15 protein-coding genes are annotated in these 16,815 nt (G+C 48.8%); 3 read left to right on the top strand and 12 right to left on the bottom strand.

The genetic code is table 11. From position 1 onward, the window contains the following. Positions 1 to 266: 266 nt before the first annotated feature. From ABD880_RS18980 to ABD880_RS18950, 7 genes are all read right to left on the bottom strand, one after another. Positions 267 to 1,136 (bottom strand): phosphatase PAP2 family protein, encoded by an 870-nt coding sequence (locus ABD880_RS18980; protein WP_345169789.1) that lies wholly within the window; start codon positions 1,134 to 1,136, stop codon positions 267 to 269. Positions 1,137 to 1,723: 587 nt separating this feature from the next. Beyond that, a complete protein-coding gene (locus tag ABD880_RS18975; protein WP_345169788.1) occupies positions 1,724 to 2,518 on the bottom strand; it encodes a histidine phosphatase family protein in 795 nt (264 codons plus the stop codon). 112 nt (positions 2,519 to 2,630) lie between these two features. Then, entirely contained in the window at positions 2,631 to 2,945 is a 315-nt protein-coding gene (locus ABD880_RS18970; RefSeq protein ID WP_345169785.1) for a VOC family protein, read from the bottom strand. Positions 2,946 to 2,957: 12 nt separating this feature from the next. Then, a complete protein-coding gene (locus ABD880_RS18965; protein ID WP_345169784.1) occupies positions 2,958 to 3,161 on the bottom strand; it encodes a GDCCVxC domain-containing (seleno)protein in 204 nt (67 codons plus the stop codon). A gap of 19 nt (positions 3,162 to 3,180) precedes the next feature. After that, positions 3,181 to 3,951, bottom strand: coding sequence for a hypothetical protein (locus ABD880_RS18960; RefSeq protein WP_345169781.1), 771 nt, complete (start codon positions 3,949 to 3,951; stop codon positions 3,181 to 3,183). A 22-nt stretch (positions 3,952 to 3,973) separates the two neighbouring features. Then, the gene (gene merTP, locus ABD880_RS18955; protein ID WP_345169780.1) at positions 3,974 to 4,552 is read right to left on the bottom strand and encodes a mercuric transport protein MerTP; all 579 of its coding nucleotides are present in this window, start codon (positions 4,550 to 4,552) and stop codon (positions 3,974 to 3,976) included. 32 nt (positions 4,553 to 4,584) lie between these two features. Next, positions 4,585 to 4,959: an ArsR/SmtB family transcription factor gene (locus ABD880_RS18950; RefSeq protein ID WP_345169777.1), complete on the bottom strand. Its 375-nt coding sequence runs from the start codon at positions 4,957 to 4,959 to the stop codon at positions 4,585 to 4,587. A 265-nt stretch (positions 4,960 to 5,224) separates the two neighbouring features. Between ABD880_RS18950 and ABD880_RS18945 the strand changes: the two genes are divergently transcribed. From ABD880_RS18945 to ABD880_RS18935, 3 genes are all read left to right on the top strand, one after another. Then, complete coding sequence (locus tag ABD880_RS18945; protein ID WP_345169774.1) at positions 5,225 to 5,794, top strand: recombinase family protein; 570 nt, start codon at positions 5,225 to 5,227, stop codon at positions 5,792 to 5,794. Positions 5,795 to 7,222: 1,428 nt separating this feature from the next. Next, a complete protein-coding gene (locus ABD880_RS18940; protein ID WP_345169772.1) occupies positions 7,223 to 7,471 on the top strand; it encodes a type II toxin-antitoxin system HicA family toxin in 249 nt (82 codons plus the stop codon). Positions 7,472 to 7,543: 72 nt separating this feature from the next. Further along, positions 7,544 to 7,888 (top strand): type II toxin-antitoxin system HicB family antitoxin, encoded by a 345-nt coding sequence (locus tag ABD880_RS18935; protein ID WP_345169770.1) that lies wholly within the window; start codon positions 7,544 to 7,546, stop codon positions 7,886 to 7,888. A gap of 554 nt (positions 7,889 to 8,442) precedes the next feature. On the opposite strand, the gene ABD880_RS18930 is transcribed toward ABD880_RS18935, so the two are convergent. The 5 genes from ABD880_RS18930 to ABD880_RS18910 form a co-directional block, all read right to left on the bottom strand. After that, complete coding sequence (locus tag ABD880_RS18930; RefSeq protein ID WP_345169768.1) at positions 8,443 to 8,700, bottom strand: hypothetical protein; 258 nt, start codon at positions 8,698 to 8,700, stop codon at positions 8,443 to 8,445. Between the two features lie 92 nt (positions 8,701 to 8,792). Then, on the bottom strand, positions 8,793 to 12,641 hold the full coding sequence (locus ABD880_RS18925) for a DUF6443 domain-containing protein (protein WP_345169765.1): 3,849 nt from the start codon (positions 12,639 to 12,641) through the stop codon (positions 8,793 to 8,795). A 1,416-nt stretch (positions 12,642 to 14,057) separates the two neighbouring features. After that, positions 14,058 to 14,402, bottom strand: coding sequence for a hypothetical protein (locus ABD880_RS18920; protein ID WP_345169762.1), 345 nt, complete (start codon positions 14,400 to 14,402; stop codon positions 14,058 to 14,060). A gap of 27 nt (positions 14,403 to 14,429) precedes the next feature. Then, a complete protein-coding gene (locus ABD880_RS18915; RefSeq protein ID WP_345169759.1) occupies positions 14,430 to 15,194 on the bottom strand; it encodes a ParA family protein in 765 nt (254 codons plus the stop codon). Between the two features lie 505 nt (positions 15,195 to 15,699). Next, the gene (locus tag ABD880_RS18910) at positions 15,700 to 16,749 is read right to left on the bottom strand and encodes a replication initiation protein (RefSeq protein WP_345169758.1); all 1,050 of its coding nucleotides are present in this window, start codon (positions 16,747 to 16,749) and stop codon (positions 15,700 to 15,702) included. Positions 16,750 to 16,815 lie beyond the last annotated feature (66 nt).

Genomic DNA, 16,815 nt, shown 5'->3' with positions numbered 1-16,815 from the left:
TTTGGAATTCGGCCCAATGCTGAGTAGTTATATTGTTTTCACAAACTTTGGCAAAGGACGACTATCTAGGATTAGAAAGGGTGGAGAACAGAGTAACCCTTCTTTTAAACTAACGATCGAAATCGATTTCCCTTATTATTAATCTTTTTTCAAAAGCAAAAAGCATACAGCAATAGTGGGCTGGATTCCCATGCTTTCCTTCAACCTTATTTTGTCTTAGGGAACTTCTATCAACTGCATTCTCTGGCAAGAGATCTGATGTAATTTCAGTTCAGGCTGATCTTATTCAGATCAGGTTTATTCCGCCGATTTTTATAGTCATCCAAATTTAAAGAAAACGCGAACCCAGGTACCCCATAAATCAGGGTAGGAGACATCACAATGGAGGGCTTTCGGCCCCAGCGGTTACGGTGCGACAGGTAGGCCAAGTGGGATGAAAGCATCCCAATACCGGCACCCACAAACACATCACTCTGCCAGTGCTTGTTGTTCAGCATCCGAAAGACCCCTACGCTGGTTGCAACGGTATAAGCCCCGACGCCGTACCACGGGCTTCGGTGCTTCAGCTCAGCGTTAAGGATTGACGCGGCGAGAAACGCCTGGGCCGCGTGGCCCGAGGGCAGGGACTCCCGGTTCTCCCCATTGGGGCGCTCCTGGTCGGTGACCTGCTTCAACCCATACACCGATACGGCGAAGATGGCCTCGGCCTTCAGGATCACCATGGTGGTGTTCAGAAAGTCGTTGTTTGATTTTGCGTTCAGCAGGTTGGCCAAAACCAACTCCACATATGGCGCTATGAGCAGAGGATTGTCAATCGTGGTTTTGAAATTCGGGAAATGCCTCTGTATGTCCCTCTTGGCGTCGTAACTGCTGTACAGGCCGTTGTCTTTGATTGTGCTCAGCCCATACCCAATCAGTACTGCCGGAATGATGGTAGCCTTGAAGGCCTTTGATTTAAAGAACGGGGCTTTATTCGTAGCTTGTGCAAGCGTAGAGTCTTGGTATTTTTTTAACGTGTCGGCTGCTACAGCCTCTTGAGGAGCCTTGAGTGAGTCAATTACCTGGCCTTGGGACTCAAAGCTGACAAGTCCCAAGAATATGGAAAAAACGAAAGGTAGGTTTAGAATTCTTTTCAAAAGCATAACGAACGGGTGAGAATTAATGTGACTTTACCGAATGATTGGGAAAAGGTTGCGTCAGTACCTTTATACCAGCCCAGTTGCTTGAAGCAATGGATAAATACTTTTGGAAATATGCTGTATGCACATTTCACTAATCAATGACATACAAGCCAATGAGCTTTTTAGAGCAAAAGAATATGCCATGTAAAACTCACAATTGGCAAGCTTTTACTGTTCAAGCACTGTTTTTCAGTTTTGGCTTCAGTAATAGGACTAAAAACAGAAGTTAGACATACATGCTTCTAGGGAGACTTCTCTCTGAAGGGGTACCATTAATAAAGCCTAGGTAAAAGCTATAATTGCACCTAAACGTAATGGATTATTTTTTTCGCTTATGATTCCTGTCTAGTTTTGAAAAAAATAATCCACATAATGAAGCAGTTGAACCCAAACAAATCAATTATGTGGTTCTAAAAAGAAGAAGGCAAAACATCCCTAAACATATTTTAGAAATGTTCTGCCTTTTCTGTCTATTCCAAAGGCTTTCCCAAAAACTAGAAGGGCCCCTTAGGAAAACTTTAAAACGGATTCTACAAGGCTTATTAACTTACAACTTTAACTAGAATTGTAGTGCCTAAGTAGCCGCTTCCCCCGTTCCTGACCACATGCCACCCCTGTTCTTCCAGGTTCTCCTGAATATACCGGTTTAACAACCCGTGGGCCACAAGGGCTATATTGGGGTTTTCTTCGGTGGCACCGGCTAAGGTATACGCCGCCAGCTGTGCCCGTTTGCGGGCATCGGAAAAACTCTCAGCCCCCTGGCGGTCAATGCCCATCACCCACTTCACGCGTGCGGCCGAGGTCCAGACTTTAATAGGAATCCGAAGATCAGGGCTATGGTGACCCATGGAAGATTCGAATTCCCTAAATAGGGGGGAAACGGTCATCTCCCTGCCTTCCCCAAATATGTACTGAGCGGTAGCTTTGGCCCGGGCAATGGAGCTGGAGAATATTTTCACCTGGGCAGGATTTGTAAGGCTGAAAAAGGAAGCATCAGGCACTACTATCCCTACACTGTCATAATCCGCGACAAACCGCTTCGCCTCTTGGTAAGAAAATTTGCCTGTTTTCCGCAAGTCAGGCTCCCCATGGCGGATAAGCGCAATCTGACGGATTTTACTGCCGGATGGAAGTGCCAGGTCATTTTCGTCAAGGAAGGAGATACGTTGCGCGACAGGCTTTCCTTTGGCTGTCACGTAAGTGGCCTCCGCGCCCATTTCCATGTACTTCGCCTCTATGCTTTTGATGGTCTGGTGCATTATATCCTTGGCTATAACATTCACTGAAGATAGGGTCAGTAAAATCAAGACGGGGAAAAATAAGGCTTTTCTGCGCATATTCATTGTAGCTGTATGCATGTATAACCTCTGAGGCATAGGGGTAGTTCCTTTCCCAGAGGTTATACATGCATACATACAGCTATAGAACCAGGCTTTGACTACCAATATTCTAATTTGAAGGTGTATGGCTCTGGTGCTCCCTGAACAGGTCGTCTATTCCCTGTACCTCTATTCTACAACTGGCAGTGCCGGCCAGAAAGCTTTCGGCACCACTGCAGATAGGCATTACAGTCATAGAGGCTCCCCTCATTCTCCAACTCTCATCCCCTGACTTCCACAGGTGCAGTTCCATCTCGTCACGGACTAAGATAGCGAACTCGTCCTCTTGGTGGCGTGCCTCAAAGCCAAGCTTCTCCGAGTAAAATTTAACTGCCTCCCCAATATTCCTGACGGGAAGCGCAGGGATGGATTTTTTCATCTTCATGCTTCCAAAGGACTAGGCACAACAAGGTTTATTCTGCTGTATAGGGGGGCACTTCACGGTGCCGTAGCTACAGAATACACAGCAGTCACCCTGCAAGGGCTTCAAAACGGCGTGGCATTTCCCGCACTCATAGAAGTACTGGCACGCATTGGTGAGCATTTCCTCTTCTTGGGCGTGTCCGCACTCTGGGCATGTGATGGTGGATTCTAAAATCACTGTGTCTTCCGTTCTGTCGTTAGTTTTTATCACAGCACGATTTGCCGGTGGCCTGTGTGCATGATTCCCCCTTAGCGCCTTCCAGTTTCGGTGCAGTGCAGAGTTCAACACGGGGCATGTTGCCTATGCCTACGTATTTCTCACCGGCGGCCTGAATCTGCGCCTCTATCCTGTTGTAGGTCTCTGTGCTGAGGTCCTTGTATGAGGAGATGGAAAGGAACAGGTCAGTATAAATCTTCTCAACATCAGCCTCGAACTGCTTCTCGAACGAGGGTTTCACCAGTTGCTTTTCCCTGTAGCCTTTCATAGTGTTCTTCGCTATTATGCGCGCCTCTTCCCTGCTCAACTCATCCACTTCTCTGCCCCTGAACCAGTCTTTTTTACTTGGGAATGAAGCGGAAACATTTGCCTCTTCTTTAGATGTCAGGGCGGTGAGAGTAGAGTTGTGTACAGTGCCAACCGCTTTCAGTACTGCTTCCCTCTTGTCTGAACTGACCGTGCCACGCCACTTAACAGCCACAACGGTCCCTTTCCTATTAAGCCAAGCACCCTCTATGGCCTCACTGTGCTGTTCCAAGTCCACCAACAGAAACTTCGCCTTACTCCCGCAGCCGATAGTTGGTGCCGCGCTGCACACTAAAGGCACGGCATAGAAGGAAACACCCTCCGGTCCTGGGGAGTACAGCCTGGCATACATCGGCAGTGCCAGCAGCAACAGGGCAGACAACGCCACTGCTCCGGACAGGAACTTCACCCTAGGTGCATATCCTCTGCGGTCGGTTGGATTCATCTTCTCAGTTTTATAGTGGCTGTTACTTTTTAATCTTTGTCTCAGTGACTTTGTATCCTGTTGCTTTGATAGCCTTCTGCACCTGCTCCACCGTGGTCTTGGACCTGTCAAACTCCACCACAGCATTTGAGTTGGCATAGGATACGGTCAGGCCGATAATCCCAGGCACCTTGTTCACCTCACTGGCCACATGCCCCTCACAGGCTGCGCACGTCATGCCGGTGATGGTGAACTCCGCCACCGCCCTGTTCTTCGGTTTCCCCTGCACCTTGGCAGGGCTGTTCTGCCCTACCGGTTCATTGCGGAACACATTGGCGTAGTTAGGGAAGGTGAGCATCAAAAGCGCGAACGCGGTCACTAGGGTAAGGAAGGTCTTGCTCTGCATAAATCTAGGTTTTTCTTCTATTTCACAAGTACAATCATCTTTGGGCTGCCGTTTCAGCCGCTGGTACCAGGCATACACCAGCACCGCTATTGTCAGTCCTATAAGCCCTGGGCGCAACGGCCCAAGCCAAGCGAGGGAGGAGGCCATGCCACTGGTTCCGGCCACAAGGGCCAAAAAGGGCGTGATACAGCACATGGAGGCTGCGAGCGCAGCCATAAGACTGGTTCCTGCTAATTTGCTTTCTGATTTCATACTGCCTCTACTACTTCACTCTCAGTGACTGTCTGGAAGAATGGTCTCAACACCTCCCCGTACTCGGGGGACAGGGAATAGTAGATGGTCTGCCCTTCCTTGGCAGCCTTGACAAGGCTCCGGTCTTTCATTTTCCGGAGGTGCTGTGAGACCGCTGAGACGCTGATCCCCAGAATATCGCTCAGGTCACACACGCAAAGTCCCTGCTCCTCGGAAAGAAGAAACAGGATCTTCAGTCTCACAGGATTTCCTGCCATCTCCAGGCCGTTGGCTACGTGGGCAAAGGAACCGTCCAAGGCTCCGACTCTGTCTCTGCAGCGTTCTATTTGGGGAATATCCGTCGCCTGGCGGATACATGTGGTGCTTTCCATATGGCAAAATTAAGGATATTTCTTTATTTAAGCAATCGCTTAAATTCTAAAACACTCAATAAGCTTTGATATAGATTTCACCAAATTGGTTTTAATTTCTTCTTGCACACTTTGGCAATATAAAGTTGTCTCTTGAAACGGCCGTTTTTTGAGACAAAGTTAAACGTTGGCGTTACCTATCTCAGTTTCACCGAATCCGTCTCTTTTTGCCGTCTCACAAATCAAAATAAATTCCCTATTTTTGAGACGGATTAATGAGACGAACATGAAGATTGGCTACGCCCGGGTCTCCACCCAGGACCAAAAGCTGGAACTGCAGACGGACGCGCTCACCCATCACGGGTGCGGGCAGATATACATGGAGAAGAAATCAGGCAAGAGCAAAGACCGGCCCGAGCTGGAGAGGATGATCTCCCAACTCAGGCCGGGTGACACCGTGGTGGTCTGGAAGCTGGACCGCCTGGGCCGCTCCCTCAGGGACCTTATAGACCTGGTGGCTGAGTTCAAGGAGAAAGGCGTGGACTTCGTGAGCCTGCAGGACGGCATCAACACCGCCACGTCCACGGGCCGCTTCACCTTCAACGTGTTCGCCTCGCTGGCCGAGTTCGAGCGGGAAATCATCCGCGAGCGCACCAGGGCCGGGCTGGACGCCGCCAAGGCTCGGGGCAGGACCGGGGGCAGGCCCCTAGGCCTTTCCCCTGATGCTTTGGAAAAGGCCAAGTCTGCGAGGATACTTTTCGACGCGGGGGGGAAGAGCGTGGGCGAGATCGCCAAAATACTGGGCGTCGGCCGCGCTACCTGCTACCGCTACCTGGGCCAGATAGAGATGCAATGACTAATGCGGAAGTCTGTGCAGTAGGCTGCATCGCTTAAGCCCTAAGCTTCGGTCAAATGTAAAATTCATAGTTTGGGGCTTAGGATAAACCTTCAAATACAATAATAGGCCTACACTTAGCACGGATAGCGTTTGGATAACTAAATCCTAACAAAAGTTGGGGTCAGAAGAGCTAAACATTTTATCTTACAACACGATATAAAAATAAAGCCCCACTGGGATCAGTAGGGCTTTAACGCAAGAATAGTTAATATTGCGGCTCCAGCTGCATGTGCGACGCCAATCTTCATGCAGCCCACTCTAGGTCCGGGGCCCGCGTTTCAGCGGGCTTTGGTCGTTATGAGGAGCCTTTACGCCATTCCCTCAAGTTGATTGCAAGTTCAACACAGACTGCTGCCAAGCCGATAAGGGCGGTAGCCGAGTCAATTGGGTTTGAACTTACGATCACGACGATTAGAAGTATCATATATTTAAAGAGTGGCGGAAATACGTCGGCCATGCGTTTTTGTCTATCCTGCGCAGGCAGGAACTTTATCTGTCAAAGTAATAGCTTCAATTCCTATGTGGAAATTTGTTTCAAGCTTCCATAGCCTCATTCGAACTAGCCTCGGCAATTTAGTTAGACGACAACTAATGGGGCGGGGATTGATTGCTTATCTTTTTAGCACATCCACGCAAGGCAGCTTTAAAAATCATTTAAATACACCATTATTTTTAGCATAATTTGATTATTAATATTATAAAGAATTGTCTTTAAAGCCTTTGCATCCTTTTTAAAGAGCTATCCATAGTTCCATCCCTCTTATACAAACCTTAGGGGCAGAATTGACTTTTTCAAGAGGACAGAAAACAAAATAGTAAGAACCTCTATCTAGTTTTACTTCCAAAGCCCGCCGCTAGCATGTACGCAGTATTCGCGCCCGGTAAAAAAGGCCAAAGAGCTTTTAGTCCTTTTAAATGCCCTTTATTTTTCGAAGGCCAAAGGTCCGAAGCACGCGGCGTACGCTTTAGGACATTTATTTGCCACCCTCCCAATCATTGGTTGTACCCATTATATAATCGGGATTCGCATTAGTTTTAAAATCCAGATAAAATGTTTTCACCTGCCAGCGGTTAAGACCTGCCTACCAGAATAATGGAGGGCCGGCGCTTTTCGCAGTCTTCGCGAAAATATATCTTCAGGCTAACTCAAATGGAGCAGCTATGACAAAGATCTACCTAGGGCGGGGGAGAACAAAGGACAGGGTATCATAGCAGGGAAAGTGACCAAGACGGCGAATCAAAGGGTGTCCTTGCCCACAAGGTTGGTTGAAAGGGCTGCTCAGCTGATACTTCTTGCGAAAAGGAGTGGCGTGGTTATTCTGGCAGAGTATTTGTGTAACTAAAAACTAGTTACTATATTTGTAACTGCACCATAGTTACAGCCGTATGAGTAAACTCGCCAAATTAATAGAGCGCCTACTCACACTGCCCAAGGATTTCACTTGGGAAGAATTGACAAAACTCCTCCGGGCGCGGGAGTTCGAAGAGCAGAAACGAGGTAAGACAGGCGGAAGCAGAAGGAGGTACGTCCATCCCGAAACTGGCCAAATGCTCTCCTTTCACGAGCCACACCCTAGTAACATAGTTAAAGAATACGTCCTTAAATACGTTATCAAGGAATTAGACTTAGATTAGTCAATTATCTATCTTTCAAGTCCTGGGCGCTGAGAAGCCCAGGACATTTATCAAACCTAAGAAATTGTTTTAATGGAAAACGCAATGGAGTATAAGGGCTTTATCGGCAGCGTCAACTACAGCTCAACCGATGAAGTGTTTCATGGCAAAATTGAGTTTGTAACCGATCTCGTGACCTTTGAGGGCACAAGCATATCCGAATTAAAGACTGCGTTCCAGGAGTCAGTGGATGATTATATTGAATTCTGCAAAGAGACCGGCAAGACTCCCGAAAAGAGCCTGAAAGGTGTGTTCAACGTCCGGGTCAAGCCCGAAATACATAGAAAGGCGGCGATACTTGCGGTGGAGAAAAAGATATCTCTTAACCAGGTGGTGGCTGATGCGCTTTCACAATATGTGGGACACGCACACGTATAAACGTGTCAACCAATACGCTGTAACTTTAAGGGCTCGCTGAAAGGCGGGCCTTTTTTATGATGTAGGAAAACCCAACCACATTGGAAATCCAGCCCAAGGAAAGGTTCTAGAAGAGGGCAAACCAGGCGCAGCAGGGGTGAATAGTTCCCGCTCCTTCAATGGTTGTAACCAATCGGCTGCCGAACCTTGTGAGTTCAGGTGCTCTGCCTCTTTGAGATTGATGGCTACCTTGTGGTATCTAGACTACGCACTGCCTTCGCCTCTATGGTCGTAAAGGTGTGCACTGCTTGAGATTCTGATGCCACTGCTTAATGCATTATGCGACAAACCAAAAAGACGAAGGATGGTAGATGAGCCTATTAGGTGGGAGGAAGTAATTTTGCCCCGACCAGCAGACCTCTTTAACTGTGACATTTCTTTAGTTTAGTGAGCGGGGCTTTAATAGCCTTCTCGGTAATTGATAAAAAAGGAGCCTCTCTATTTTTATATAAGAGGCTCCTTTTTTATTAAGTTAAACCATTTCAAATAAATAACATAATTTTTATCGGCTCATGCTATTTATTCTTTATATCTGTTCTTGTATTTATTATTCTCCAATCACCATTTTCTAACTGATAGGATTCCCCCTGATAAATAAAATCTTTTTTGTATCCATATATTATGATTTCAAAAGACACAGAATCCTCTTTACTATCGATTGGTTGATAACTATACTGAAACGTTTTATACCCACCTATCTGATTCATAAGTTTAACATCTTTCTTATTATTCTCAACTATCTTGTCTAAGAAGTCAGGAGTATCCGATTGCATTATCCATTTACCTATGTAAGCAATTACGAATGCAAAGCTAAGCGCTATAAATAGATACTTAATTATTCTAGGTATTATCCTATAGATCAGCATTAGTGTTCTCCTCCAAATGTAATTTTAAATTCGACTCCTGCAATAAATTTAAGGCCGATTGTATAACCTGCTTCTTCTTTGGTAGTTTTTTTACCTGTATGCATATCTTCTTCTTTAGTGATTGATTGACTCCAATTGTTTTTGCCACCAGTAGCTTTACTATAAGTTTTGTATTCAACGTCTTCAAGGTCTCTATTAATCTTTTGAACTGCTCCAACTTCGTAACCGTTTCCAGCTACTGTAAGTCCTACCTTATTTTCAACCTCAAAACCTGGTTGACTCGTCACATCTTTCTTGCCATCCATTTTTATTTCGGTATCTCCTATTTGTACAGAATGTGAAACATTCCCTTCTTTAAGCTCGGTTGTTGTCTTTACCGCTGTAATATTTCCTACAGTGACATCTAGGTCAAAAACTTTCCCAACTTTAATACCTGCTTGAGGCCCCACTGTGCCAACAAACTCAATTTTTAAAGATGGTGTAATTTTATTAATTAGTTTAGAAGCTTTGTTAAAAGCTTCTTTTGCTTTATTAACCATTTTGTTAAAACCATTCTCTCCTGGCCATCTTCCATCTGGATCTATGAATCTAATAGGATTGTTAAAAGCATATGTATAAGGGCTCCATCTCCGGCCTTTTTCCGCTAAAGGATCTATCACGTGCCACCTGCCAATCTGCGCGTCATACATCCTAGCCCCATAGTCCGCCCAGTTGAGCCCCAGCTCAGTCTGCTTCTCCTTGCCGTTGTACTGGAACCGGTGGTCCGGATTCCCCTGCTTCTCGATGCCGGCCAGGTTGAGCCCCCAAGGGTCGTAGTGGTTCTCCTGCACAAGCTCGGGCTCGGCGGCCGTCACCTCGATGTCATCGAACCACACGCCCATCGGCTCGTAGCTTACTACACTTACTTCAGCGAAGCCGTCTTTTTCCGCCACATGAGTGATTTCCAATGACTCCCACCCTTCCTGCGCCTCCTTCGTCACGGGCCTTTGCCCGGAAGCCATCAATACGGAATCCTTGTTATATATACTATATACTAAGAATGCCTTAGGCTTGCCCTGGGCCTTCTCCGCAATTACCGGCGCGAGTGCGATGCCCGCCCCCAGGTAGGGCGCGTATTTCTTTTCCTTCACCTGCATCCCCTCGGCCACGGCAGCCCCTCCGCCGGCCCCCAAGCCAGCGATGAGGATCGGCGCTATGCTTGAGGTGAATTTGGCGTTGTCACCTTCTTTGGCGTACATGGCGTAGGCCCTGGCCTTCAGGCTGTCGCCGGCCTGCAGCGCGACCCTGGTGGTCGGCCCCACCCGTTGGCCGTTGAGGCCCAGCAGGGCGGCGTGGCTGCCGGTGCGGGAGCGGCCCCGGTCCAGGTGGCGCGTCTCGCTGACTTGCTGAAAGGCCTCCTCCTCCTCGGCGGCCCTGGAGGGCTCCATAGTGGCGTATATGGTCGTGGTCTGAGCCTCGGCCACGCTCACCCGGAGGTTGCCCAGGTGGTCCTTGAGGTGGTACTCGTAGCGCCACTTCTGGTCCTTGTTTGGGGTGTGCAGCGCCCGCCCCTCCGCCGTGTGGGCGAAGCGGAGCGTGTCCCGCTCGTAGACGAAGCCCCCCACGTAGTCGGTCACCGCCACGGGCTTGCCCGTCTCGAAGACCTCCTTCTTAAGCTTCTGCCCGGCTGCGGTGTAAGTGAAGCTAATAGACCCCTTGCCCGTGATCACGACGGAGTCCGGCAGGTTCAGCAGGTTGTAGCGCACCTTGGCGATCTGCTTGTTGGCGTCGGAGGTCATGTTGCCGTTGGCGTCGTAGCCGTACTCCCAAGTACCGGTACTGATTTCCTTCCTGCCGTTGTCGCGGAAGTCCCCGGCCGATCCCATAGCCACCAGAGAGTCATCTACTGCCCGCAGGCGGTTCCCCATATAGGCGTATTTCAGGTTGTCAACCGCCCCGAAGGTGGTGCTGTCCCGGTTGTAGGCGCTCTTGGAGGTAAGGCCGTTGCGTTTCAGGGAAAGGATGTTCCCGTTGGCGTCATAGGCAATCCCCGTCACCGAGAAGCGCCCGCTTTCCGCGTTGTAGCCGCCGGCTGCGTAGTTCCATGCCCTGTATTCTGCGCCTTTAAGGCGGCCACCCTTGTCATAGGAATAGGCGTAGCCCCTGACCTGGCGATCCGTGCCGGTGCTCCATACCGCCTCCGAGATATTGCCGTTGAACTGCGCCGGGGACAGGTTCAGGTGGTGGGTCCGGTCGTAGTTAAGCTCCATACCGAACTTGTCGGTGGCATCGTCGTTGCTGACCCCGTCATTGTCCAGGTTCCGGTTGTTGATGTGGGTGAGCCATCCCCGGATGTTGTGGCGGAAGTCCACGCTCTGCAGGAAGGAAGAGTCGTCCCTACTGTGCAGGCCCTTGTCCGCCAGCTGCCCCAGCTCGCTGTAGCGGTGGCGGGCCATCAGTACTTCGGGGTCCGTATCCATCTGCTGCCACTGCTCCGTGAGGCGGCCCGCGTGGTCGTAGGCCATGCGCTGCTTGACGGCCGCTGCCTTGGCTAGGGTCGAGTGGGTGGCCAGCGTCTCCAGCGTCTTGCCCGCGAAGTCGTAGAGGGTGGAGGTGCGATCCGTACCATCCTTGTGGTTCTGGGCGACCGACTGGATCACACGGTAGTCCCTGTCATAGAAATTTACCGAGGTGAGCCAGTTCTGGGTGCCCAGGATGCGGGTTTTCGTGCCCGTCACCTGTCCCTTCACCAGACCGTTTCTGTCACTGTTGGCGAGGCCCGCCTCCGGCGTGAAGGCCATGCCGGCCGGGGGTTGGAAACCGTAGTCGTCGTAGAAGGTGACGTTCAGCAGGTCGCCCTGCGTCACGGCCGGGAAGGCGTCTGCCAGGGTGTAGCCGGCCGCGCTCTGGGGCCGGGTCTCATAGAGTTTCTTGCCGTTGGAGAGATGGTAGGCGTCCGCCTGGGCCTGCATCTGCAGTCGGGTGGCGGCGCTGGCCAGCTCCCCGGTCATCGCCGGCCGGCCCAGCGCGTCGTACTTGGTGAAGGACCAGCGGCCCCTCTGCATCTGCACCGAGTCACGGCTCAGGACGGGCTGGTCCAGGAGGTTGTAGACCGTCTCCACCGGCCCCGCGCCCGGCACGCGCTTCTCCACCAGCCGGTTGCGGCCGTCGTAGAGGTAGCGGAAGCACCAGTCGGCCATGAATGGCTTGGAGAGTGTCACCGTGCCGTTCACTGCCGCGGGCAGCCGGCGGGAGCCCTCGGGCTGGATCACCAATCGCAGGTTCCCGAAGTCGTCGTACACGTACTGGGTGGTGAGCCAGTGGGACTCCAGGGACGGCGTAGCGTCAGACTCCTGCATCTTCTTCATCAGCACTCGGCCGGCCTTGTCCTTGTACTCCAGCGTCAGGGCGTGGTTCTCGTCCCTGGTCTCGCTTACATACAGCTCCCCCGCACCGTAGTGGCCGGGGGAGGACACGATTCCGGTGGAGGGATCCACCTCCCACAGGCGCACCTCGCCGGGCGCGTTGGTGCGCTCGGTCGTCTTCACCGTCCGGTCGGTGCTCGTCTCGGCTGGGGCCGCGTCCGGCTGCCAGGCCGCGCCCGAGGCGCCCTGCTTCAGCACCCGGTTCAACGGCGAGGCCTCTAACACGCTCACGCTGAACGGGGCGTTGTCGCGCGGAATCAGCGGGTCCGTACCGCCGGGGGCGTAGAACCGCTCCTGCTCGCTGACGGCGTCGGGTCGGAAGGCGCCGGTGCTGTCCATGGCGTAGGGCAGATAGGTCGTAGCAGAGCGACCCAGTGGGTCATAGGTGACGGGGGTGACGATGTCGTGTTTCAGCGGGGAGCCCTGCGTGATAACCGTCTGCATGGGGCGAGAGAAAAAACTCTACCTCAGACAGCTGCATATCCTCATAGCGCCACGTTCATGTAAAAACGGGTCCGGGAGTATTTTCCCGAACCCGTTTTTACATCAGGAGTCGCCTGATAACTAATTGAAGTACAATTACCTACCTAGTCTTTGGCTTAGAACCAGCCGAGGGGGTAGTTCGACTCCGGGCAGAACCCAGTCGGATGAGTTTTTACCCTAAGGAAAGATCCTTCCCGGGGTGCCCGGAACCGGCCTGTTAGCCCTCATTTGGAAGGTGGGCTGGACAGTGAACGAAGGGGAAGGGAATAGTGGTATCCGGGGCTTCCCCAGGCCCAACCAACGATACGGTTGCCTTGGCGGGATGGCCCGCCATGGCAACCCGGCAATAGGGGTGGCTGTTGCGAGGCGAAAACGCGCCGGACGCAGCCTCAGGGGCAGGGGGAGACAGAAAGTCCGCCTCTGCCCTACCCCTTAAACCGTTCAGGCGGAAGGCCAGCCGCTGACGCTACAAAGTGTGGCGCCGGGCCAGCGAAGCCGCGCATGGAGAGGGTATCCCAAACCGCGCCGGGAAGAGCCGGGAGGGCGCTGTTGCCAGCGGATCTCTGGGCCGCGGGCGTACGGAAAGAAATGTGTCGGCGAAGGCCCAAGCCCGGTCCGCATCTCGATCCTAAAAACGCAGCGGACACCGCTCCCGGTAGGTTTTAGGATCGAGATGCAGTTCATTTGTAAGCCGGGCAAAGCATTGTTTGAAGGCCAATGGACGGCTGCCCCGGAGATATGCCCGTGTGGGCTCTCGGTCTCAGAGGAAAACACACCCGGGAGTGTTTTCCCGACACGTTTTTCAACTGAAACACACAGCTTACAACTACCTCTCCTACAATGCCCTAAGAGCTATTTACTTGCCCTATTTTCCCATGTCTGGTTTGAGGGCCACACAGGCTGCACCCTGCCCGTTTCTCCCTCGGCCCGCGCTACCCTTGGGGCGTCTCCCAAAGCCAGCACCAGGCAAGCGTAAACCATACATGCGCAGGGGTTCTCCTGCCATCAGAAAGCACGTGCGGGAAAGGCTTGCCCTTAGGCGTTTCAGCCCGTGCCGACACCCATACTGTGGCAGTTACCGGTACACCGCCTTTCAGGGCCTACCAGCCTACGGCTCTCCATAGAGGTCCCCTCTCCTGCCTGGAACCATTTTGGCTTTCCTGTTCCGGTTTCCCCGACGCCTTTCCGCATCAAATCACAGCCTTAGGACAAGCAACTCAGCCAGTCTCTTGTGCTTGATCTGAAAACGCGCTGGGAAGTGCTTCCTGCAGGATTCTATAAAGACCCGTATAGTGAATTATCAGTCAGGGAACCATCCAAAACACTACCCTACCCAACGCCACACAGCTTCCTCGAATTACTCTCACAATGCCTAACTCAACTTCTTTTCTTTCTGCTCAACTTCTTCTGCAACACTTTTTCTGGTAATGATTTCTTACTTCCTTTAGATTCTTCCAGATAAGCTTCTAATGCATTGATTACTGTATCCATGATTGATTCACGCTCCCAATACTGGTGTTGTTGAAGTCTTAAAATTAACTTCTGGGGCAATCTGGTGGCAAATGGTTTCAGTGATTCTTCAAAGGCTTGTTGTGAAGTGTTTATTACATCATGTGAAATATTTACCTGTAGATTAGGTGCTTGTGGTGTTGCTGATGCCTCATTGTCAAACCCATCTTTGTTTACAATGATTTTATCTCTGAAACTTGGCTTAGTCCCCATATCTATAAATGTTAGAAATGTTATCGATTATAGTCTCTCTATCAACTCTTTCACCAATGCTTCATAGTCTTTAGATCCTTGACTGTCAGGAGCATACTCAAACACTGGCTTTTTAAAAGCCAATGCTTCTTTGATAGATACATTAGTTCTTATGGTTGTTTCCATTACCAAATCACCGTAAGCGTCTTTGGTGGCAAATACCATATCATTGTCAATCTTACTTCTATATGATGGGTGGTACTTGCTGAAGAAAATTCCAGCAACTTTCAGTGTTGGGTTGTAACGTTTCTTCACATTCGCTACCGTTTGTAACACATTTGCTATACCAGCAATAGCAAATTCCTCTGGTGCTGACGGAAGAAGGATATGAGTTGCAGCAATGAAAGTGGTATATGCTAACGTGGTGAGCGATGGAGCATTATCAATGATGATATAATTGTATGAATCGTCCAACTTCTCTTCTTCAATCCTTTCCTTTAGAAGAAATTGGTAATCATTCTCAGAACCAATTGCTTTTGCATAGGTATCTAACGCACGAGCCGCTGGAAGCACGTCAAGATTGTCAATATAAGGTACCACCACATCACTGAAGGACTTCTCCCCAACCAACCATTCACCCACATGACCATTGCCGGTACCTATGGTAGAAAGCGTGCTATTGGCTTGTGCATCAAAGTCTATTAATAAAACTCTTTTCCCTTTATTGGCAAGGTATGCAGCAATATTAATAGCTGATGTAGTTTTGCTCACACCGCCTTTGTTGGAAAGTACTGATATAATATAGAACTCCATTTGTTATTATTATTAGTTGAGAAAGCAATAATAGACACTATACCATTGTAATCAAATATACATCTTCTATTATTTCTAACATTAATAGAACGACTTTTTTTCTACCAAAAATTAATAGAGGATCATAGATAGATCAGTTATTAGATGTAGAGTTAAAATAAAGGAAAGAGGAATTATATCTTCTATTTCTTATAGCAGTAAAATTATATCAAGTGTTTCTATCATCATTTATTATGTTAGTTAATATAACACCACAAGCATTGTAATAATACAAAGATTCGTAAACAATTATAAATATAAAATATAATCATTATCATATAGATACTTTATTACTTCTAACATTTATAACATCATAGAAATTTTACGACATTTGCTTTCCAGATAGAGCTACTACAAAGTAAAAATCATTTTTTGCCTACTTACAGCCTCGTCATTGAGCTCAGATAAAAAAAGAGGGAGATACTCCATTAAAGTTCTACCCTCGCTTAAAATGACCCAAAAAGACTTATTTTGAAAGTAACTCGATACGCTTATTCAGTGCTTCATATATCTGAGCTGCCGGATTATTTACTTTTGCCTTCTCTTCTGTGGTCAACTTACCATATACATTGTAAACAGTCTTCGTGATTTCTTTAGGCTCAAGCTTTGAAAGATAGAATCCTACCTGCTTTTCAGATAGACCATTTTTCAACATAACGTTTCGTGCATTGCCCGTCAAATCACCATTTACTGGTGTTGATGTTATTACCGGTTGATTGAATAGATTATTTTCCTGGTAGGGTAGGGGAGAGGCAGTAATGGTTTTTCTCTTATTGCCTCTTTTAGTTTCTTGCAATTCTTTCTTGTCTCCATTCAGCGTGAATTTGATTCTATCAACCACACGCTTTGTTTTCAACGGCTCAAACTCAAACGCCATATCTGAGCCAGCTAGGTCTTCTTGTGCGACTTTCAAAACTTTACGGCTGAACTCATACCACTCAGGATATTTATCAGAGAGTGAGAGCATTTCCTTCAATGCCTCATAGTCAATAGTTCTTTCTCCGAAATCCAATTGTTCTTTCAGAAGAAGATAAATTCTCAAAGAATTTGTGTTCTTCAATTCGAGAAGAAACTTCAACTCTGTTTTGGTGAAATTGCCTATCAGATTAAGAAGGTAGGGCTTCAGCTCATCATTGAATTTACCCTCTATGTATCCGCTTCCTTCAATGTATGACAACTTTGCAAAGATTGGGATATTGGTATCCTTTCTTTTACCTTTTGATACACCTGATTGCACTAATTCTTTAACTTTAAAAGTCTTGGTTGCTAATTGCTCATTGAATTTCCTGAGTATGTTGTAAGTCTTGCCACCTACGCTGTCTGTAATGCAGGATACAGGAACATGAACAGTATTGAACTCCAAATCACCATCACTGCTAGTGGTTCGTGGCTTGATTTCAGAGGCCATATACAGGAAAGTGCGAATTTCCAGCGTGCTCAAGTCAAATTTGCCATTGATAAGATAGTTGTGAATAACAACCATTCTATTATCAGATACCTTCTGCAGTTTATCCATAATTGGGTGTGTTAGAGTTCAATGCAAACATAAAGATAATAATTAAAGCCGTACTAATTTTTTTTT

It is taken from the genome of Nibribacter koreensis (genome assembly GCF_039541795.1).
Lineage (GTDB): Bacteria > Bacteroidota > Bacteroidia > Cytophagales > Hymenobacteraceae > Nibribacter > Nibribacter koreensis.
Note: the sequence above shows the minus strand (reverse complement) of the source record. Positions and strands in the feature narration are given on the sequence as shown.